Origin of the sequence: Streptomyces otsuchiensis, assembly GCF_004305975.1 — a bacterium.
Classification (GTDB): Bacteria; Actinomycetota; Actinomycetes; order Streptomycetales; family Streptomycetaceae; genus Streptomyces; species Streptomyces otsuchiensis.
The window spans coordinates 1-20,967 of record NZ_BHZI01000010.1 but is presented as its reverse complement, the minus strand read 5'-3'; the positions used below and the strand labels follow the sequence as shown (position 1 = coordinate 20,967).

Annotated in this window: 16 protein-coding genes; 11 read left to right on the top strand and 5 right to left on the bottom strand. The window is 73.0% G+C overall.

From position 1 onward, the window contains the following. Positions 1-7 precede the first annotated feature (7 nt). A complete protein-coding gene (locus E0D90_RS02075) occupies positions 8-1,660 on the top strand; it encodes an AI-2E family transporter (RefSeq protein WP_130796378.1) in 1,653 nt (550 codons plus the stop codon). A 113-nt stretch (positions 1,661-1,773) separates the two neighbouring features. Here E0D90_RS02075 and E0D90_RS02070 read toward each other — a convergent pair whose 3' ends face one another. After that, on the bottom strand, positions 1,774-3,585 hold the full coding sequence (locus E0D90_RS02070) for an alpha/beta hydrolase (RefSeq protein ID WP_130796377.1): 1,812 nt from the start codon (positions 3,583-3,585) through the stop codon (positions 1,774-1,776). A 260-nt stretch (positions 3,586-3,845) separates the two neighbouring features. Here E0D90_RS02070 and E0D90_RS02065 point away from each other — a divergent pair, with 260 nt between their 5' ends. Beyond that, entirely contained in the window at positions 3,846-5,306 is a 1,461-nt protein-coding gene (locus E0D90_RS02065; protein WP_103528182.1) for a catalase, read from the top strand. Between the two features lie 123 nt (positions 5,307-5,429). Here E0D90_RS02065 and E0D90_RS02060 read toward each other — a convergent pair whose 3' ends face one another. Then, positions 5,430-7,214, bottom strand: coding sequence for a hypothetical protein (locus E0D90_RS02060; RefSeq protein WP_130796376.1), 1,785 nt, complete (start codon positions 7,212-7,214; stop codon positions 5,430-5,432). A 106-nt stretch (positions 7,215-7,320) separates the two neighbouring features. Here E0D90_RS02060 and E0D90_RS02055 point away from each other — a divergent pair, with 106 nt between their 5' ends. The 6 genes from E0D90_RS02055 to E0D90_RS02030 all read left to right on the top strand — a co-directional run bounded on the left by E0D90_RS02055 (position 7,321) and on the right by E0D90_RS02030 (position 15,718). Next, positions 7,321-8,751, top strand: a complete 1,431-nt coding sequence (locus E0D90_RS02055; protein WP_130796375.1) for a serine/threonine-protein kinase — start codon at positions 7,321-7,323, stop codon at positions 8,749-8,751. Between the two features lie 135 nt (positions 8,752-8,886). Further along, entirely contained in the window at positions 8,887-10,554 is a 1,668-nt protein-coding gene (locus E0D90_RS02050) for a fumarate hydratase (RefSeq protein ID WP_130796391.1), read from the top strand. Positions 10,555-10,636: 82 nt separating this feature from the next. After that, entirely contained in the window at positions 10,637-11,308 is a 672-nt protein-coding gene (locus E0D90_RS02045; protein ID WP_130796374.1) for a class I SAM-dependent methyltransferase, read from the top strand. A 113-nt stretch (positions 11,309-11,421) separates the two neighbouring features. Further along, complete coding sequence (locus E0D90_RS02040) at positions 11,422-12,867, top strand: class II fumarate hydratase (protein ID WP_130796373.1); 1,446 nt, start codon at positions 11,422-11,424, stop codon at positions 12,865-12,867. A 105-nt stretch (positions 12,868-12,972) separates the two neighbouring features. Further along, the gene (gene fomD / locus E0D90_RS02035; RefSeq protein ID WP_130796372.1) at positions 12,973-13,698 is read left to right on the top strand and encodes a cytidylyl-2-hydroxypropylphosphonate hydrolase; all 726 of its coding nucleotides are present in this window, start codon (positions 12,973-12,975) and stop codon (positions 13,696-13,698) included. Positions 13,699-13,873: 175 nt separating this feature from the next. Next, complete coding sequence (locus E0D90_RS02030) at positions 13,874-15,718, top strand: ATP-binding SpoIIE family protein phosphatase (protein WP_103504503.1); 1,845 nt, start codon at positions 13,874-13,876, stop codon at positions 15,716-15,718. Between the two features lie 138 nt (positions 15,719-15,856). Here the strand turns inward: E0D90_RS02030 and E0D90_RS02025 are convergent, their stop codons facing one another. Both E0D90_RS02025 and E0D90_RS02020 read right to left on the bottom strand, forming a co-directional pair. Continuing rightward, positions 15,857-16,390, bottom strand: a complete 534-nt coding sequence (locus E0D90_RS02025) for an alkyl hydroperoxide reductase (protein WP_130796371.1) — start codon at positions 16,388-16,390, stop codon at positions 15,857-15,859. A 112-nt stretch (positions 16,391-16,502) separates the two neighbouring features. Next, complete coding sequence (locus tag E0D90_RS02020; protein WP_103504505.1) at positions 16,503-17,057, bottom strand: peroxiredoxin; 555 nt, start codon at positions 17,055-17,057, stop codon at positions 16,503-16,505. Positions 17,058-17,188: 131 nt separating this feature from the next. On the opposite strand from E0D90_RS02020, the gene E0D90_RS02015 reads away from it, so the two are divergent. The 3 genes from E0D90_RS02015 (at position 17,189) to E0D90_RS02005 (ending at position 19,707) form a co-directional block, all read left to right on the top strand. Next, entirely contained in the window at positions 17,189-18,163 is a 975-nt protein-coding gene (locus E0D90_RS02015; RefSeq protein ID WP_130796370.1) for a hydrogen peroxide-inducible genes activator, read from the top strand. Positions 18,164-18,345: 182 nt separating this feature from the next. Beyond that, positions 18,346-19,002, top strand: coding sequence for a DUF1707 SHOCT-like domain-containing protein (locus E0D90_RS02010; RefSeq protein WP_130796369.1), 657 nt, complete (start codon positions 18,346-18,348; stop codon positions 19,000-19,002). A 372-nt stretch (positions 19,003-19,374) separates the two neighbouring features. Then, positions 19,375-19,707, top strand: a complete 333-nt coding sequence (locus tag E0D90_RS02005; protein WP_103500934.1) for a WhiB family transcriptional regulator — start codon at positions 19,375-19,377, stop codon at positions 19,705-19,707. Positions 19,708-19,789: 82 nt separating this feature from the next. Here E0D90_RS02005 and glpX read toward each other — a convergent pair whose 3' ends face one another. Continuing rightward, positions 19,790-20,821 carry a class II fructose-bisphosphatase gene (gene glpX / locus E0D90_RS02000; RefSeq protein ID WP_103500933.1) on the bottom strand — a complete coding sequence of 344 codons (1,032 nt, stop codon included), beginning with the start codon at positions 20,819-20,821 and terminating at the stop codon, positions 19,790-19,792. Between the last annotated feature and the right edge of the window lie 146 nt (positions 20,822-20,967).

Below are 20,967 nucleotides of genomic sequence, written 5' to 3'. Positions count from 1 at the left end.
GAAGACCATGGCACGACTTCAACGGCTCCGGGCCCAGGTGACGCGGGTGCGCTCCCGGGTCTCGGCCTATCGCCAGGCGGCAGAGCGGGAGGTCGCCCGCCGCGAGCGCGAGGCGGAGCGGCGAGTCGTGGGAGACGACGAGCCCGAGCTGTTCCACAGCCGGCCCGAGCAGGCCGCCCCCGCGTCGGCGCGGCTGGCCCAGTCCGTCTCCGTGTCCGCCCGGGCGCCGCTGGCCGCCGGCGAGACCGTCTCACGGGCCCAGCGGGCCACGCTGGAGAAGGACGGCGACGACGCCGGGCCGCCCGCCGCGCCACGTCCGGCCGCGGAAGGTGACGGGCCGGGCAGCGGCGGCGGACGGCCGCAGCCGCCTCCGCCGGCCGAGGCGCTGCCGTGGGGACTGCGGGTGGCCGGCGAGGTCTGCTGGCGGCTCCTGGTCATGGCGGCGGTCATCTGGGTGCTGATCCAGGTGGTCGGCGCGATCAGCCTGCTGGTCATCTCCTTCGCCGCGGGCCTGCTGGTCACCGCGCTGCTGCAGCCGTTCACCGGCATGCTCAAGCGTGTGGGGCTGGGCCGGGGCGCCGCGACCGCGGTGACCTCCTTCACCGGGTTCGGTGTGATGGGCCTGGTCGGCTGGTTCGTGGTGTGGCAGGTGATGGAGAACGTCGACGAGCTGGTCGACAGCGTCACCGACGGCATCAACGAACTGCGTGACTGGCTGGTCGACGGCCAGTTCGGCGTCTCCGAGGACGACATCACGGAGATGGTCGACAACGTCAACCGCTGGCTGAGCGACCACAGCGCCGAGCTGACGTCGGCCGGGCTGGAGGGCGCGAACTACCTGCTGCGGTTCCTCAGCGGTGCCGGTGTGGCGCTGTTCGTCGTGCTGTTCCTGCTCTACGACGGCCGCAACATCTGGTACTGGTGCCTGAAGTTCCTGCCGGCCTCCGCCCGGCCGGGTGTCGCCGGTGCCGGGCCCCGGGTGTGGATCACCCTGACCGGTTACGTCCGCGGGACGGTGCTGGTGGCGGCGATCGACGCGGTCGGTATCGGCGTCGGCCTGTACTTCCTCAATGTGCCGATGGCGGTGCCGCTGGCCGTCATCGTCTTCCTTTTCGCGTTCATCCCGATCGTCGGTGCCTTCTTCTCCGGCGCGCTGGCGACGGTCGTCGCCTTCGTGACGGGCGGGCCGTTCACCGCGCTGCTGGTCATCGTGCTGGTGCTGGTGGTGCAGCAGGTCGAGGGACAGATCCTGCAACCGCTGATCCTCGGAAGGCTGGTGCGGGTGCATCCGCTGGGCGTGGTGCTGGCGGTCACCGCCGGCACCGTCCTGGCGGGGATTCCCGGAGCCATCGTCGCGGTGCCGCTGGTGGCGGTGCTCAACACGGCGGTCGGCTATCTCCGGGCCTACCACATGGAGGCGGAGATGCGGGCCGATCCACGGGCCAGCGGTGCGACGGTCGCCGCGCTCGCGCCGACGCCGCCGCCGTACGCCGCGGAATCCGGCGGCGCGGAGGGGGCGGGTTCCGCGTCGGACGCGCCCGGGGCAGCCCCGGCCGGTGGCACCGGCGGGCCGTCCGAGGGAGCTGTGCCGGAGACCGGTGGTGACGCGGACCCGCCGTCCGCGGGCGAGGGCGGCGGCTCCGGAGACGGCCGTCGCTGAGTGAAGTGTCCCGGCCGTGGCGTGGCCCTCCTCGGAGGCCCACGCCACGGCCGTTTCGCGCGCGGCTCCCACCGCTCCGCGCCGGGGTGCGGCGGGCGCTCCGGCGTGGCGGACTACTCGGGTTTGCCGGCCCAGCCCGATCGTGGCGGGTGCCGCAGCTCCAGCAGCGTCTTCAGTCGCCGGGTGTCCTGCGGCGCCCAGTCTGGCGGCGGGATGACGGCCTCCCAGGCGTCGACGGGGTTGGAGCCGTAGCGGTGGCCGTGCGGCGCGGGCGCCCCGTAGGAGACGGCCATGTCGACCGTGGTCTGCCAGAAGGTCACCAGGGGGAACCAGTCGATCGCCCCGGTCACGTCCGGCCCCAGTGGCTGCCGCAGCCACTCCGGACGCTGGAACATCAGGTGGGGCGTCCACCAGACCACCGGGTCGGAGGCGTTCTGCAGGTAGACGACGCGCGGCTCCGCCCACGTGGCGTCGCCGATCGACAGGTCGGACTCGGGGAACTGGGCGAAGCGGACGTGCTCGCCGTCCCGGTAGACCGGTCGCCACACCGGGCTGCCCGGGTCGCGGTCCTCGGTGAGGGCGCCGTGGATCGGGCTGCCGTCCGGTGGGCCGATGAGCAGGGCGCCGTCGGTGCGGTCGAGGAGGTCCTCGATGCCGTCGAACGACGCCTCGACGGCCTGCACGCCCATGCTCTCGCCGGAGACCACCAGCTTCGGGCGGGTGTCGGCCGGTTCCCGCGACCAGCGTTCGTGTACCGCGTCGACCAGCGCGCGGGTGGCGTTGCCGGCTTCCTCACGGTCGACGACGAACGACGCCCAGCTCGGCAGGTAGGAGTACTGCATGGTCACCACGGCGGTGTCGCCGGAGTTCATGAACTCCAGGGCCTCGACCGTGGTCGGGTTGATCCAGCCGGTGCCGGTGGTGCCGGAGATGGCGAGCACGGACCGGTCGAAGGCGCCGGTCCGCTCCAGCTCCCGCACGGCCAGGCGCGCACCCTGCGCGTAGTCGTCGTAGGCGGCGCGGCCGACGTAGACCCGGATGGGTGTCTGGGCCGGGCGCCCGTTGAAACGGGCGATCTCGTCGCCGGACAGGGCGCCGCCGGTGAAGGAGCGGCCCTTGTTGCCCAGGTCCTCCCAGCTCACCAGGGAGTCCGGGCTGCCGGAGAGCAGCGGCGAGAACGGCCGCAGCACGCCCTCGTCGGTGGAGCGGTCCTTGGCGGCGGCGACCCGGTCGGCGATGGAGAGCACCCCGCGCTCGAAGACCACGTCGCGCGTGCCGAACACCACGACGATGCTGGTGAGCGACAGGGCCAGGGCGACCGCCACCGGCCAGGGCACGAACCGGTGGAGCAGCCGGGTGAGCTGCCGGGTGCCCAGCCGGATCGTGCGCGCGATGACGACCAGCAGTGCGGCGACACCGAGCGCGATCAGCGTGATCATCAGCGAGTGCCAGGTCAGGGTCGGCGGCAGCTCCTGCAGCCGGCGCAGCTCCCGCTGCATGTCGGCGCTCTGCGACAGCAGCAGGATCACCAGCGGCGGGGTGATGACGTAGAGCGCCAGCCACGACCGGGCCCGCATCTCCTGGCTGGGGCGGCGGCTGAAGGTGAGCCGGAAGAGTCCGCTGAGCGTCGCGCCGATGCCGTAGCCGATCGCGGCGGTGATGCCGCCGATGACTCCCTGGAAGTACCACGGTCTCGGCACCAGCGACGGGGTGAGGGAGAGCCAGAAGAAGAACAGCGCGACCAGGCAGGCCGTGAGGTCCGGCCAGCGGCGCACCACCAGCGCGGGGATGCCCGGGTCCCAGTACGGCTTGTCGGCGAATGCGGCGCCGTGGCGGCGGGCAGCCGCCAGCCAGGGGCGCTCGTCCTGGTTCGGGGCGGTGTCCGGCCGGAGGGTGGGGGAGTTCTCCCCGGCGCTCTGCGGCATTGCTGACTCCGACCCGTTCGTGATGCGCGGTTGAGTTGTGCGCGTTGTGGACGCTCCGTGAGGGGCTGCCCTGTGGTCTATCACGCTAGGGGATCAGACGCCGCCTCGTTGCGTCGCGTTGCTCACCGCCGGGCGCCCCCCCGGGCCGTACGCACCCCGGATGGCGCTGGCAACGGCGGCAGCGGTTGCCCGGTCGCGGGGGGCGCGATCTCCTGAGAGGGCGACTGAGTGTCCCCACCTCGAACGGGAGACCCCTTCCCATGTCCGAATACGGCACCTCCGACCACACGACCACCAACGCGGGCATCCCGGTGGAGAGCGACGAGCATTCGCTCACTGTCGCACCCGACGGCCCCATCCTGCTGCAGGACCACTACCTCATCGAGAAGATGGCCCAGTTCAACCGGGAGCGAGTGCCGGAACGGGTCGTGCACGCGAAGGGCGGCGGGGCGTACGGGACGTTCCACGTCACCAACGACGTGAGCCAGTTCACCAAGGCGTCGCTCTTCCAGCCGGGGCGGCGGACCGAGATGCTGGCCCGTTTCTCCACCGTGGCGGGCGAACAGGGCAGCCCCGACACCTGGCGGGACCCGCGCGGCTTCGCGCTGAAGTTCTACACCGACCAGGGGAACTACGACCTGGTCGGCAACAACACCCCCGTGTTCTTCGTGCGCGACCCCCTGAAGTTCCAGGACTTCATCCGCTCGCAGAAGCGCCGCCCGGACAGCGGGCTGCGCGACCACGACATGCAGTGGGACTTCTGGACGCTCTCCCCGGAGTCGGCGCACATGGTGACCTGGCTCATGGGCGACCGGGGCATCCCGCGGAGCTGGCGCCACATGAACGGGTACGGCTCCCACACCTACCTCTGGGTCAACGGGGGCGGCGAGCGGTTCTGGATCAAGTACCACATCAAGACCGACCAGGGGATCGAGTACCTCACGCAGGAGGACGCCGACCGGATCGCCGGTGAGAACGCCGACGCCCACCGGCAGGACCTCTTCGAGGCGATCGCCCGCCGGGAGGCCCCCACCTGGACGATGTACGTGCAGGTGATGCCGTTCGACGACGCGCCGGACTACCGCTTCAATCCCTTCGACCTGACCAAGGTGTGGCCGCACGGCGACTACCCCCTGATCGAGGTCGGGCAGATGCGGCTGGACCGCAACCCGGAGGACTACTTCGTCCACATCGAGCAGTCCGCGTTCGAGCCGTCGAACCTGGTGCCCGGTATCGGGCCCTCGCCGGACAAGATGCTGCTCGGCCGGCTCTTCTCGTACCCGGACACCCACCGCTACCGGATCGGGCCGAACTACACCCAGCTGCCGCCCAACCGGCCGCAGACCCCGGTGCGCTCCTACTCCAAGGACGGCCCGATGCGGTACGAGCCGGCGCGGACGGGGGCGGTGTACGCCCCGAACTCCTACGGCGGCCCGGCGGCCGACACGGCTCGGTTCGGCGAACCCGCCGGCTGGCGCGCGGAGGGGGAGATGGTCCGCCAGGCGTACACCCCGCGGTCGGCCGACGACGACTTCGGCCAGGCCGGGACGATGGTGCGCGAGGTGCTCGACGACGCGGCACGGGCACGGCTCGTGACCAACGTGACGGGGCACCTGAAGCAGGACGTCAGCGCACCCGTGCTGGAGCGGGCGCTGCGGTACTGGCGGAACGTCGACAAGGGGATCGGCGACCGGATCGCGGCGTCGGTCAACGGCGGCTGAGTCCGGCGGCCGTGCGGGGCGCCCGCGGGTGACGGGCGGGTGACGGTGGGCGGGTGACCGGCGGTGCCACCGCCGGTCACCCGCCCGACGCACACGAAGACCGGTCAACGGGCGGGGGCGCGCTCAGCGGGAGGAGACCAGCACCAGGAGGCCGTGACGGCGGTGGGCGCGGGCGAGGTCCTTGCGCACCTGTGCCGCCTGGTCCACCGTCCGCGCCTCCGCGTGGGCCGCGCGCAGCCGCTCGTACTCCCCGAGGAGCTGCCCCAGGCCCGGCGGCAGGCGGTCGCCGTACCCGACGGGGAGGGCGGCCAGCCGGTTCTCCAGCCGGGCCAGTTCACGCCCGTTCTCGGCGCGTGTCCGCGCGGAGCGGGCGAGCTGTTCGTGGCGCTGCCGCTCGGTCATGCGGGCGAGCGCCTTCCGGCGCGAGGCGGTCGCCAGGGACCGTGCCACCAGCCGTGGCCGCCCCCGGGGGAGCAGCCGTGCCGAGGCGACGGTCAGCACCGTGGCGGCCGCCGCCAGCCCGAGCAGGACCCAGACCACGAGGCGCAGGGCGCCGGAGTCCGCCAGGGCGGGACCGGCCGCCGTGTCCTGGCCCGGTGTGCCGGCTCCGACATCCTCGCCGGTGGCGGGCGGTGCGGCCACGGAGCTGCCCAGCTGCTCCAGCAGACGGCTCAGCGTGGTCTCCAGGAACGGCTCGCCGCTGTGCCTGCTGCGGTCGGCGGCCGTCACGAACTCCTCACCGCCGACCGCCTCGGCGTCGCTGATCCGCAGATAGTGCATGTCCGCGAGGAACACGGCCAGCGGGCCTTCGTCGTCCCCGGCGACGAGCCGGGCGACGGCGTCGTCGTCACCGTTGCCGGTCACGTCCTCGCCGAGCTGCGCGCGGGTGACGGCCTCCGGCAGCACCGCCACCCGGGCCCCGGAATCCAGGGCGGCGAACGCCTCGCCGAACTCCGCCAGCCGTTCGCCGGTGGTCACCCCGTCCTGGACGGCCGGGTGCACGTACAGCGCGGAGGAGTCCAGCGCCTCCCGCGCCAGCTCCGTGACGTCGGGGCCGAGGACGGCGGCCAGCTGCGTCAGCCGGGTGGGCAGCAGCTCCGGTTCGACGCGGGAGATGCCGATGCTGCCCCCGATGCTCTCCAGTTCCCCGACGGACGGCAGATCCCGGCCCGAGCCCATCACCACGGAGAACTCGGAGTCCTCCCACTGGAGCAGCAGCATCGCCCCGTCCGCCGGGAGGTCGGCGGCCATCGTCGTCGCCGCCGCGTCCGAGGCGCCGCCGACCCCGGAGACCAGCGCCACCCGCAGCCGGGGGGTGTCGGCGAAGGTGTCCCGGAGCAACTCCTCGGTGAGCTCGGGGAAGACATCGGTGACGGCGGGGTCCACCAGGAACCGGTCCTCGCCGAAGTCGCGGGGCAGCCGGGCGGAGAGGTCCCCGTCGAGCGAGTCGGGCAGCGTGAGCAGGACGTTGCCGGTGTTGATACCGGCGCGGTTGATGTTCTCGTCCCGCAGGTCGTCGGCGGTGGCGCCCACCGCTGTGGCGGCGAAGCCGCGGGCGCTGTCGCGGTAGTCGCTGAGCGGGTCGTCCCACTCCGAGAGCACGAAGTAGACGCCCGGTTCGCCGACCCGCGTGGCGAGGTCCCGGGCGAGGGCGTCGGCGTCGTCCGTCTTCTCGGTGAGCAGCGCCATCCGGAAGGGCGTCTCGGCGCGCGCGTAGCGGGCGTCGAGCAGCGCGACCATGTCCTCGGTGAGCCCCTGGTAGTCCTCGTCGGCCCAGACCCCGGGCTCCGCGAGGGCCTCGGCGGCCCGGTCGAGCTGCCCCTCGGCGCGTGCGGGCGGAGCCGCGAGCAGGCCGACGACCAGTGCGGCCGTCAGTGTTCCCGCCGTCCGCCGGAACCATCCGCGCATCCCCGTACCCCCGACGACATCTCTACCCGGCAGCTGATAATCCTGTGCGATCCTAAGCCTCCGCGGTGACGGTGCGGAGGCGCTGGAGAGAGACGACGGGGGACACATGGCGGCCGGTGAACTGCTGCACGAGCGCTACCGACTGGTACGCAAGCTCGGCGAGGGTGGCATGGGCCAGGTCTGGCAGGCCCACGACGAGCGGCTGCGCCGCGATGTCGCCATCAAGACCGCGACCGACGCCGACGACGCCGACCTGGTCCGCCGCCTGGAACGCGAGGCCACGGCCATCGCCCGGCTGGCGCACCCCCACATCGTCACGGTGCACGACTTCTTCACCGGCGAGTTCCAGGGCTCCCCGGCGGTCCTGCTGGTCATGGAGCTGGTCCCGGGCCGCTCCCTCGCCGAGGAACTGCGCGCCGGGGTGCCGCCGCTCCCGCGCGCGCTGGAGTGGGCCGCCCAGATCGCCGACGGGCTCTCCGCCGCCCACCATCCCGAGGTGGGCATCACACACCGGGACCTCAAGCCCGGCAACGTCATGCTCAGCCGCGACGACCGGGTCAAGCTGCTGGACTTCGGCATCGCGCGGTTCGCCGAGGGCGTCAGCGTCCGGCAGCGCAGCGCGCTCACCGCGACCGGCATGGTCATCGGCACCCCCGACTACATGGCGCCCGAACAGTGCATGACCGGTGAGGTCGACGCCCGCACCGACCTCTACGCCCTGGGCTGCGTCCTCTTCGCCCTGCTCACCGGCCGCACCGTCTTCCCGCCCGGCTCCACGATGATGCAGCTGATGTACCAGCAGGTGCACCAGGTGCCCGAGGCGCCGAGCAGTATCCGTCCCGGGATTCCCGCGCCGGTCGACGAACTGGTGCTCCGGCTGCTGGCGAAGCGGCCGGAGGACCGCCCGTCCGGCGCCGCCGAGGTGCGCGACCTGCTGCGCGTGCTCGCCGCCGGTCCCACCGGTGCCGCCGCGCTCGCCCGGGACGGTGGTGCCCGGGAGGACGGCGGTGCCCGGCCCGCGCCGGAGGCCGCCACGGGGCCCACGGTGGAGGACCGCGTTCCCACCGCCTTCCGGCAGCCGCCCGCCGGGCCCGGTCCGGCCGCGCCGGACACCGGGCACGGCCTTCACGACCGTGACCCCGAGGAGAGCGTCGACCCGGCGCCGGTCCGCCGGCCCGGGCCGAACCCCTCGGCCGGGCCGGCCGCACCGACCGGCGCGGGCCCCGGCGCCGAGCCCGCCGGAGCCCTCGCCACCTCGCACCTGCTGCGCGCCCGCGGCGACGCGGCCCGGGCGGCCCTGGAGAGCGGCGACACCGGGGAGGCCGCCCGCCTGTGGGCCGAGCTCATACCGGATCTCGCCGAGCTGTACGGCCCCGACAGCTGGCCCACCGAGTCCGCCTGCGTGGAACTGGGGCGGCTCACCGACGGCGCCGCCCCCGCCACCGAGGCGGCGGAACGGCTCCGCCGCCGCCACGGCGCCCGCCGCACCCGGCGCGCGGTCCGCGCCCTGCGCGGACGGCGCATCCTCCTCGACTGACGAGCCACGATCCCGCACCGCGCGGTGCACCGCACCGGACCGCGCAGGCCCTGACGCCGCCCTGTCCCGGACAGGTTCTAGGCTGGTGGGCGCGCCGCAGCAGCCTGCCCGGCGCTGAAGTCTGCCCGGATGAGGTTGCCCGCCATGCCAGAGTTCGCCTACACCGACCTGCTGCCCGCCGGCACGGACAGCACTCCGTACCGCCTGGTCACCGCCGAGGGCGTGTCCACCTTCGAGGTCGAGGGACGCACCTTCCTCAAGGTGGAGCCCGAGGCGCTGCGCAGGCTCGCTGCCGAGGCGATGCACGACATCTCCCACTACCTGCGGCCGGAGCACCTCTCCCAGCTGCGGAAGATCCTCGACGATCCGGAGGCCTCGGCCAACGACCGGTTCGTGGCGCTGGACCTGCTGAAGAACGCCAACATCGCCGCGGCCGGTGTGCTGCCGATGTGCCAGGACACCGGCACCGCGATCGTGATGGGCAAGCGCGGGCAGCAGGTCCTGACGGAGGGCGGGGACGCGGAGGCGCTCTCGCGCGGCGTGTACGACGCCTACACCAAGCTGAACCTGCGCTACTCGCAGCTCGCGCCGCTGACCATGTGGGAGGAGAAGAACACCGGCTCCAACCTCCCGGCCCAGATCGAGCTGTACGCCGAGGACGGCGACGCCTACAAGTTCCTCTTCATGGCCAAGGGCGGCGGGTCGGCGAACAAGTCCTTCCTCTACCAGGAGACGAAGGCGGTCCTCAACGAGACCTCCATGATGAAGTTCCTGGAGGAGAAGATCCGGTCGCTCGGCACCGCGGCCTGCCCGCCCTACCACCTGGCGATCGTCGTCGGCGGCACATCCGCCGAGTACGCGCTGAAGACGGCGAAGTACGCCTCCGCGCACTACCTCGACGACCTCCCGGAGAGCGGCTCGCCCTCCGGGCACGGCTTCCGTGACCGTGAGCTGGAACAGCAGGTCTTCGAGCTGACCCAGCGCATCGGGATCGGCGCGCAGTTCGGCGGCAAGTACTTCTGCCACGACGTCCGCGTCGTCCGGCTGCCGCGCCACGGTGCCTCCTGCCCGGTCGCCATCGCCGTCTCCTGTTCGGCCGACCGCCAGGCCCGCGCCAAGATCACCGCCGAGGGCGTCTTCCTGGAGCAGCTGGAGACCGACCCGGCGCGCTTCCTGCCGGAGACCACCGAGGAGGACCTCTCCGCCGACAGCGACGTGGTCCGGATCGACCTCAACCGGCCGATGGACGAGATCCGCGCGGAGCTGACCAGGCACCCGGTCAAGACCCGGCTCTCGCTCTCCGGCCCGCTGGTCGTGGCCCGCGACATCGCCCACGCCAAGATCAAGGAACTGCTGGACAGCGGCGAGGAGATGCCGCAGTACCTGCGTGACCACGCGGTCTACTACGCGGGCCCGGCCAAGACCCCCGAGGGATACGCCTCGGGCTCCTTCGGGCCGACCACCGCCGGCCGGATGGACGCCTACGTGGAGCAGTTCCAGGCGGCCGGTGGCTCCTTCGTCATGCTGGCGAAGGGCAACCGCAGCAAGCAGGTCACCGACGCCTGCGCGGCCCACGGCGGCTTCTACCTCGGCTCCATCGGCGGCCCGGCCGCCCGGCTCGCCCAGGACTGCATCAAGAAGGTCGAGGTGCTGGAGTACGAGGAGCTGGGCATGGAGGCGGTCTGGAAGATCGAGGTCGAGGACTTCCCGGCGTTCATCGTGGTGGACGACAAGGGCAACGACTTCTTCACCGACCCCGGCCCGTCCCAGCCGTTCGTCACCACCATCCCGGTGCGCCGCTGAGCCACACCCCGGACGGCGGCGGGCCCGGTCCGGTCCGCCGCGCCGGGCCGGACCGGCCCACGGGCCGAGGAGGTGCGGCCGGGTGCCGTTCGACCACAACGACCACTACCACCGCCTGATCTCGCGGCAGATCCCGCACCGCGCCGGACGCGCCCTGGACGTGGGCTGCGGCACCGGCGCGTTCGCCCACCGGCTCGCCGCACGCGGCCTGACGGTGGAGGCGGTGGACCCGTCGGCCGAGATGATCGCGGCGGCGCGGCGACGCACCCCGGCCGAGCGCCGTAGCCCGGCCGAGCGCCGTACCCCGGTTGCGGGGCGTCCGGCCGTCGACGGACCGCGCTTCCGCCGGGCCGACATCACCCGGACCGAGCTGAGCCCGGCCGGCTACGACGTCATCACCTGCCTCGCCAGCCTGCACCACGTCCCGTTCGCGCCGACGCTGGGCCGGCTGCGCGACGCGCTCGCGCCCGGCGGCGTACTGGTGGTCCTGGGCTGCTACGCCGAGTGGACCGTCACCGACCACGCCTGGAGCCTCGCGGCGCTGCCGGTCAACGCCACGGCCCGGGTCGCGGTGGCGGCGGGGGAGCGGCTGCGTGGCGTCCCGTCGCAGCCGCCCGCACCGCCGGTGCGGGCCCCGGAGCTGTCGCTGGCGCAGGTGCGCGGGACGGCCGCGACGCTGCTGCCGGGCGCCCGGGTCCGGCGGCTGCTGCTGTGGCGCTACCTGCTGGTGCACCACGCGCCCCGGGTGCCCTGAGCGCCCGGGCGACCCGAGAGCGTGTTTGAGAGCCCACCACCGGTCCGGCTCGCGTCGGCGGTGCGCCGCGGTGGCACGCCACCCCTCCGTGAGCGCGGCGGTACGTTGGGGTCATGACTGGGACGACTGGGAAGACCGAGGACGACGGCAGCGGCGGCGGGTTCCGGGTGGAACGGGACTCCATGGGAGAGGTACGGGTACCGGCGGACGCCAAGTGGCGCGCGCAGACGCAGCGGGCGGTGGAGAACTTCCCGGTCTCCGGCCGCCGGCTGGACCCGGCGCACATCGAGGCACTGGCCCGCGTCAAGGCGGCGGCGGCCGTCGTCAACGCCGAGCTGGGCGTGCTGGACGCGGCGCGCGCCGAGGCCATCGCCTCGGCCGCCGCCGAGGTGGTGGAGGGCCGCTGGGACGACCAGTTCCCGGTGGACGTCTTCCAGACCGGCTCGGGCACCTCCTCCAACATGAACATGAACGAGGTGCTCGCCACCCTGGCCACCGAACGGCTGGGTGAGCCGGTCCACCCCAACGACCACGTGAACGCCAGCCAGTCGTCCAACGACGTGTTCCCGTCCTCGATCCACATCGCCGCCACCGCCGCGATCAGCCGCGAGCTGGTACCGGCGCTGGAACACCTCGCCGACGCCCTCGCGGACAAGGGCCAGGAGTTCGCCGGGGTCGTGAAGTCCGGCCGTACCCATCTGATGGACGCGACACCGGTCACCCTCGGCCAGGAGTTCGCCGGCTACGCCGCGCAGGTGCGGTACGGCGTGGAGCGGCTGCGCGGCTCCCTTCCGCGCCTGGCCGAACTGCCGCTGGGCGGTACCGCCGTCGGCACCGGCATCAACACACCCGCCGGGTTCCCCGCCGCCGTCATCGCCGAGGTGGCGCGCACCACCGGGCTGCCGCTGACCGAGGCACGCAACCACTTCGAGGCGCAGGGCGCGCGGGACGCGCTGGTGGAGACATCGGGCCAGCTGCGCGTCATCGCGGTCTCCCTCACCAAGATCTGCAACGACCTGCGCTGGATGGCGTCGGGCCCCCGCACCGGCCTGGCGGAGATCGCGCTCCCCGACCTCCAGCCCGGTTCGTCGATCATGCCGGGCAAGGTCAATCCCGTGGTGCCGGAGGCGGTGCTGATGGTCTGCGCCCAGGTGATCGGGAACGACGTCACCGTCACCACCGCCGGCGCGTCCGGCAGCTTCGAGCTGAACGTCATGCTCCCGGTCCTGGCGCGCAACCTGCTGGAGTCGGTCCGGCTGCTCGGCAACTCGGCCACCATGCTGGCCGACCGGACGGTGAGCGGGATCACCGCCGACACCGAGCGCTGCCGCGAGTACGCCGAATCCTCGCCGTCCGTGGTCACCCCGCTGAACCGCCACATCGGGTACGAGGAGGCGGCCAAGGTCGCCAAGCGCGCCCTGGCCGAGCGGATCACCGTCCGGCAGGCGGTGATCGACGGCGGGTACGTCGCGGACGGGCGGCTGACCGAGGAGCAGCTGGACGCGGCCCTGGACGTGCTGGCGATGACCCACCCTCCGGCGGCGCCGCCCCGCTCCTGACGGGCCCCCTCCGCACCTCTCCCGCCCGCTCCCGGTACCGCGGCGCCCCGGCCCGGGGCGCCGCGGTACCGGCGGCCTCATGATGAGTCGTCATATGCTCCGCATATGACGACAGAGCGAGCGGGCGGCGAGCGGGCGGCCGGGCGGCGGTGGCGGCCCGGCGACCACGTCCTGTGGCGCTACCGGGCCAACGGCGCCGACGGCTTCCACATCTGCCGTCCGATGACCGTCGTCCGGGACACCCCCGACCTCTTCGCCGCGTGGGTGGCGCCCGGGACGGAGTGCGTGCGGCCGCAGCTCACCGACGGCACCGCCCTGCACCTGGAGCCGCTGGCCACCCGCTACACCAAACCGCGCACCACGGTCCGGGCGCGCTGGAAGGGCGCCGGCGTGCTGAAGCTGGCCCGCCCGGGCGAGCCGTGGTCGGTCTGGCTGTTCTGGGAGCGCGGCTGGCGCTTCCGGAACTGGTACGTCAACCTGGAGGAGCCGTTGACCCGTTGGTCTGGCGGTGTTGACTCCGAGGACTACTTCCTCGACATCGCGGTCCGGCCCGACCGCGACTGGTCCTGGCTGGACGAGGACGAGTTCGCCCAGGCGCAGCGCGTGGGCCTGCTGAGCGCCGAGAGGGCTTCCCGCGTAAGGGATGCAGGGCATGCGGCGATCGAACGGATCACCTCCTGGCAGGGCCCGTTCCGGGACGGCTGGGAGTCCTGGCGGCCCGATCCGCTGTGGCGCAGGCCGGTGCTGCCACCGGACTGGGACCGTCCGGCCGGTCCTTCCCGAGCCCTCCAGGGGCTTCCCATAATGTGTGAGGGTCCGGGAGCCTCTTGAAACGCACCCCTGACTCGACCGTAGGATCAACCCTCACCGATCCTCGGATCACAACATCTCGGCCCCACACGCCAGTTCCCACCTGGACGGATGGACAACCCCCGTGACGGACCCGACCCCACCGCACCCCGCGGCACGTACGGCGGAACCTCCGCAGTGCGCGGAGAACGCGTCCATGCCGCACGCCCGGACGGAACCGGCCGCCGAGGAGCACCATGCGGTGCGTCCCGGCTCGCCGGAACCCGCCGACGGGGGCGCGGAACAGCCGTCCGCACAGGGACATCCCACCGACCCGGCGGACAGCGGGGGAGCGGCCGGACGCATCCCGGCCGCCGGGCAGGGCCACGCCGAACGGCTCCGGTTCGTGGGCTCCGCCACCCGCCGGATCGCGCGCGGGCTCGACCTGGACGAGACGATCCTCGGCCTGTGCCGGGCCACCGTCCCGACCTTCGCCGACGCCATCCTCATCTACCTGCGTGAGCCGCTGCCCGTCGGCGACGAGCAGCCCGTCAGCCCGTTCGTGCTGCGGCTGCGCCGCACCGACCGGGTGCCGGAGGCGCTGGCCGGGCGCAGCAGCGGCGCCGGACCGGTCCCGCTGCTGGACAACGCGACGGCCCAGGTCGAGCAGGTCCCCAACGGGCCGCTGGCGGAGACGATGCGCAACGTCCGCCCGGTCTTCGCGGACGGCGAGGTCGCGCGCGGCGCGCTCCAGGAGCTGACCGGACCGGATCAGCTGCTCCCCGCCGGGGACCGCGCGATCCTGGCGCCGCTGCGCGGCCACCGGCGCGTCACCGGGATCGCCGTCTTCGTGCGCCGCCCGGACACCGTGGCGTTCACCCACGACGACCTCCAGGTCGCCGCCCAGCTGGCGACCCACACCGCGCTCGGCGTCGACAAGGCCGTGCTGTACGGCCGTGAGGCGTCCATCGCCGACGAACTCCAGCGCACCATGCTCCCGGACCGGCTGCCGCAGCCCACCGGCGTCCGGCTGGCACACCGCTACCTCGCCGCCGCGCAGTCCGCGCGGGTCGGCGGCGACTGGTACGACGCCATCCCGCTGCCCGGCAGCCGGATGGCGCTGGTCGTCGGCGACGTGATGGGCCACTCCACCACCTCGGCCGCGATCATGGGCCAGCTCCGGACGACCGTGCAGACCCTGGCCGGGCTGGACCTGCCGCCCGAGGAGGTGCTGCGCCACCTCGACGAGCAGGCCCAGCGGCTCGGCGAGGACCGGATGGCGACCTGCCTCTACGCCGTCTACGACCCGGTCGCGCACACCATCACCGCCGCCAACGCGGGCCACCCGCCGCCCGTGCTGCTGCACGTGGACGGCACCACCGAGCTGGTGGACCTGCCGCCCAACGCCCCGATCGGCGTCGGCGGCGTGGACTTCGAGACGATCACGCTCAGCGCCCCCGCCGGGTCGACCCTGGTGCTCTACACCGACGGTCTGGTCGAGTCGCGCAGCCGTGACGTCTCCACCGGCGTGGACCAGCTGCGCGCGCTGCTGACCGAGACCGCGCGGCTCACCCGCCCGGGCGCCGCCGCGCCGCTGGAGGCGCTGTGCGACGAGATCCTGGATATCGCCGGCCCCGGCGACCGGGACGACGACATCGCGCTGCTCGCCGCCCAGTTCGAGGGGGTGGCGCCGGAGGACGTGGTGCTGCTGCGGCTCCCGCCGCGCGCCGACTCGGTCCGCCTCGCCCGCCGCCAGGTGCGTGACAGCCTGACCCGGTGGGGGCTGGAGGACCTGCTCGACTCGGTGGAGCTGCTGGTCAGCGAGGTGGTCACCAACGCGGTCCGCTACGCCGAACGCCCGGTGACGCTGCGGCTGCTGCGTACCGAGGCGCTGCGTTGCGAGGTCGGTGACGACGTCCCCCAGCTGCCCAGGCTCCGGCAGGCCGGCCCCGCCGACGAGGGCGGCCGCGGTCTCGTCCTCGTGCAGCGGCTGGCACGGCGCTGGGGCGCCACGCGGCTCGGCACGGGCAAGCTGGTCTGGTTCGAGATGACGGTGCGCTGACACGGTGCGCTGACGGCGCCACCGGCACACACGCCGAGGGCCCGGAACTCAAGCTGTGGATCACAGGGGTTCCGGGCCCTCGGCATGAGCGTCGAGCACGCTCCGGCCGGAAGCGGCCGGAAGCGGGTCCGGGGTGGTTCAGGAGGAGAGCGTCGCCTCGGCGTCGAGGGTGAGGGCCACGGCCTGGACCACGGCGGCGATCTTGAACGCCTCCTGGACGGTCTCGCGGTCCACGCCCGCCTTGCGCAGCACCTGCTCGTGCGAGTCCAGGCACTGGCCGCAGCCGTTGACGGCGGAGACGGCGAGCGACCACAGCTCGAAGTCGGTCTTGTCCACGCCGGGGTTGCCGATGACGTTCATCCGCAGGCCCGCGCGGAGCGTGCCGTACTCCGGGTCCGACAGCAGGTGCCGGGTGCGGTAGAAGACGTTGTTCATCGCCATGACGGCGGCGGCCGCCTTGGCGGCGGTGTACGCCTCCTCGGACAGCTCCTTGCGGGCCTCGGGCTCCAGCTCGCGCAGCACGATCGGGGAGCGGGCGGCGATGGCGCAGGCCAGCACCGTGCCCCAGAGCTGCTGGGCCGGCAGCTCGGAGTTGCCGATCACCGAGCTGAGGTTGAGCTTGAGGTCCTTGGCGTAGGCCGGTATGGCCGCCTTCAGGTCGTCCAGTGCCATGGTCGTTCTCCCGTCTCCGCTGTTCCGCCGGACGCTGTAGTGCCGGACGCTGTTCCGCCCGAACCCGCCGCCGGCGCTGTCGCCGGCGGCGTCACCGCTGGGTGTGGTCCGCTCACTCGCCCGCGAGCAGCGAGACCGGGTCGAGGGTGTCCTCGCCCTTGCTCCAGTTGCAGGGGCACAGCTCGTCGGTCTGCAGGGCGTCGAGGACCCGCAGGACCTCCTTGGGGTTCCGGCCGACGGAGCCGGCGGTCACCATGGAGAACTGGATCTCGTTGTTCGGGTCGACGATGAAGACGGCGCGCATGGGCAGGCCGTCCTCGCCGAGGATGCCGAGGGCGGAGCAGAGCTCGCGCTGCACGTCGGACATCATCGGGAAGGGGAGGTCGCGGAGGTCCTCGTGGTCACGGCGCCACGCGTGGTGGACGAACTGCGTGTCGAGCGAGAAGCCGAGGATCTGCGCGTCACGGTCGGCGAACTCGTCCTGGAGCTTGCCGAAGGCGGCGATCTCGGTGGGGCAGACGAAGGTGAAGTCCATCGGCCAGGCGAAGTAGACCTTCCACGAGCCCTCGTAGGTCTTGTGGTTGATCGTGTCGAACTCCTTGCCCTTCTCCAGCGAGACACAGGCGGTCAGCTCGAACTCGGGGAACTTGTCACCAACGGTGAGCAACGTGATCTCCTTGCACGGGGAAAGTACCCTTACGGGGGCTTTCCGAGGGTTGGACGCGACTCACGCTGTCACATCCGGCGTTGATCACGGAAATAGCCAGGTTCTGTACGGTTGATCGGGAGTGTTTATCAGTGTCGGTGCGTTCGGCGGGACTGCGCCAACCCACGGTCTCCCAGCTCAGGGCCTTCCTGGCGGTCGCCGAACACCTTCATTTCCGGGAGGCCGCAGCCGCCATCGGCATGAGCCAACCGGCTCTTTCGGGTGCCGTCGCGGCCCTGGAGGACATCCTCGACGTCACCCTTGTGGAGCGCACCACACGGCGTGTCCTGCTCACCCCCGCGGGTGAACGGCTCGCCGGCCGCGCCCGCGCCGTACTCGACGCGGTCGGGGACCTCATGGAGGAGGCCGAGGCGGCACGCGCCCCGTTCACCGGCTCGCTCCGCCTCGGGGTCATCCCCACCTGCGCCCCCTACCTGCTGCCCGGTGTGCTCCGGCTGGTGCGCGAGGAGTACCCGGCCCTCGACCTGGCCGTCACCGAGGAGCAGACCGCGCCGCTGCTGGACGGACTGCTCTCCGGCCGCCTGGACGTGCTGCTGCTCGCCGTCCCCCTCGGTGTTCCCGGCCTCACCGAACTGCCCCTCTTCGACGAGGACATCTGCGTCGTCACCCCCAGGGACCACCCGCTGGCCGGACGCACCGACATCCCCCGGGACGCGCTGCGCGACCTCGACCTCATCCTGCTCGACCACGGCCACTGCCTGCGGGACCAGGCGCTGGACATCTGCCGCCACGCCGGGCGCGAGGGCCCCGGCCCCGCCGCCGGCGCGGCCGGGCTCGCCACCCTGGTCCAGCTCGTCGCCGGCGGCATGGGCGTGACGCTGCTGCCGCGCACCGCGCTGGACGCCGAGACGGCCCGCAGCCACGACCTGGCCACCGGCCACTTCGCCGCCCCCGCGCCGACCCGCCGCATCGCGCTGGTGACCCGCGCCGGCACCGCCCGGGCCGCCGAGTTCGCCGCGCTGGGCGCCGGGCTGCGCCGCGTGCTGCGCTCGCTGCCGGTCCGGGTGGTCCCCGCGGTGCCCGAGGCCCGCCCCGGCCGCCGCTGAACCCGAGGCCGCCGCGGCGCGTCGCCCTCTGCGGCGGGGCCGCGATACGGCACCGCGGCGGGGCTGCGGTGACGGCGCCCCTGAGCGCGGGCCCTGAGGCGGCCCTGACAACGGCCCTGACTCCTCCCTGAAGCGCGCCGTCGACCCTGGTGGGCCCGGCCACCGCTCGCTAACCTGAGCCAGTGAGCACCGACAAGCGGCCCGCCGTGCCCCTCGAGAAGCAGAGTGATCAGCCCGCCGTCCGCGCCTCCGACGCGGACCGCGACCGGATCGCGGACATCCTGCGTGAGGCGCTGGCCGAGGGCCGCCTGGAGGCCGAGGAACACGCGGACCGCATCGAGCGCGTCTACTGTGCCAAGACCGTGCCGGAGCTGGACGTCCTGATCCGGGACCTGCCGGCCGGACAGCGGCAGGCGCCCCGGCCGAACCCCCGCCCCGGCCCCGCGCGGCCGGGGCCCGGCTCGGGTGCCTCCCGCAACATCGTGGCGATCCTCGGCGGCGCCAGCCGTGAGGGGACCTGGCGCGTAGGCGCGGTGGTCAACGTCGTCGCCATCTGCGGCGGGGTGGACCTCGACCTCTCCGAGGCGATCTTCGAGCACCCCGAGGTCGTGATCAACGTCACCGCCATCTGCGGAGGCGTCGACATCACGGTCCCGGAGAACGTCACGCTGCGCTCCGAGGGCAGCGGCATCCTGGGCGGCTTCGGCAACACCGAGACCGTCTCCCGCGACCCCGACGCACCGGTGATCACCGTGCGGGGCGTCGCCATCTGCGGTGGCGTCGACGCCGGACCGGCCGTCGGCAAGCAGGTGCGCAACCTGCGTGACGAACAGGGCTGATCCCCGCCCCTCCGGGCCGCGTCGGGCTCCTCCCGGGCTTCGCCGGTCCGCGTGCGTGTCGGCCGTGGGCGGTGGTGCCCCCGTGGCGCGGCGCACCCCCGGGGCACGTGACCCGGACGGTGCGCTGTCACCGGATGAGTGCGCTGTGTGTGCGCGGCCCTGTGTCGCGCCGCTCCATGGACACGCTGCGGACTCGGGGGACTACCGCACGTCCACGGGTTTGGCTCTCCGTGCATAAGCGTGTGCGCAGCGGGTAGGGCAGGGAGGACCGTCACTCGTATGGCCGATCAGTGGTGCGCTGCCGCGGCCGGCCCGCCAGGCCGACGGATGAGGGTCTGTCAGCCCCCCGGAAGCCGTCCTCAGGAGTTGACCGTGCTGCAATCGCCTCACGAGTCCCAGTGGTCTCCGGCTGCCCCGGCGCAGCCCATACGGAGAGACCTCGCGGGCCCGTGGCATTCCGAAGCCGCGTGCCAGCGGGACGAGGCAGGGTTGTTCTTCGCGCCCTCCCAGGAGCCCACGGCCGCCCGGCTCTCCCGGGAGCAGGCCGCCAAGTCGGTGTGCGCCCGGTGCCCGGTGCTGCTGGAGTGCCGCGAGCACGCCCTGCTCCAGCCCGAGCCGTACGGAGTCTGGGGCGGTCTGACCGCCGCGGAACGCCGCGTGGTTCTGGGACGTCGCCGTCGGCGGCAGGCCGCCGAGGCGGCCTGAGCCCGGCCCACTCGCCACTGCCTTCCGTCCGTCCGGCCCGCTGTCACGCGTGCCGGACGAACGGGAGGCCGGAGGCGTGGTGTCAGCGTGCCTGGTCGAAGTTGACGGCGCTGTAGGCGCGCAGCTTGGACAGCCGGTGCGTGGAGTCGATCTGGCGGATCGTGCCCGACTTCGAGCGGACCACCAGTGACTGGGTGGTCGCCGTCTCGGCGCGATAGCGCACGCCACGGAGCAGGTCGCCGTCGGTGATCCCCGTGGCGACGAAGAAGACGTTGTCGCCGCTGACCAGGTCGTCTGTGTGGAGCACCCGGTCCAGGTCGTGCCCGGCGTCCAGGGCCTGCTGCCGTTCGGCCGCGTCCTTGGGCCACAGCTTGCCCTGGATGGTGCCGCCGAGGCACTTGATGGCGCAGGCCGCGATGATGCCCTCGGGGGTGCCGCCGATCCCCAGCAGCAGGTCCACGCCCGTGCCGTCGCGCACGGCCGCGATGGCACCCGCCACGTCCCCGTCGGCGATGAACCGGATGCGGGCGCCCGAGGCGCGGATCTCACGCACGATGTCCTCGTGGCGCGGACGGTCCAGGACGCAGACGGTCACGTCCTCGGGCGAGCCGCCCTTCGCCTTGGCGACGCGGCGGATGTTGACGGCCACGGGCGCGTCGATGTCGACGAACTCGGCGGCCTCGGGCCCCGTCACCAGCTTGTCCATGTAGAAGACCGCGCTCGGGTCGAACATCGCGCCCCGGTCGGCGACCGCCAGCACGGAGACGGCGTTGCCCATGCCCTTGGCGGTGAGCGTGGTGCCGTCCACCGGGTCCACGGCGACATCGCACTCGGCCCCGGTGCCGTCGCCGACGCGCTCGCCGTTGTACAGCATCGGGGCTTCGTCCTTCTCGCCCTCACCGATGACGACCACGCCGTTCATCGAGACGGTGGAGACCAGGGCGCGCATGGCGCGGACGGCGGCGGCGTCCGCGCCGTTCTTGTCACCGCGGCCCACCCAGCGGCCGGAGGCCATCGCGCCGGCCTCCGTGACACGGACCAGCTCCAGCGCCAGGTTGCGGTCGGGCGCCTCCGGGCTGACCTCCAGCGGAGGGGGAAGATGATGATCAGACATGGGGACACGCACCTTTCTGCACGGGCGGACCGTCTCTGTGCGCCGTGACCGTGGATCTGGGGATGTGTTCGACTCTAGCCGTCGTCCCTACAAGTGAGCTTTTCGGCCCACGGATGAGCGATGGGGTGGGTGGCGGTGTACGGGGG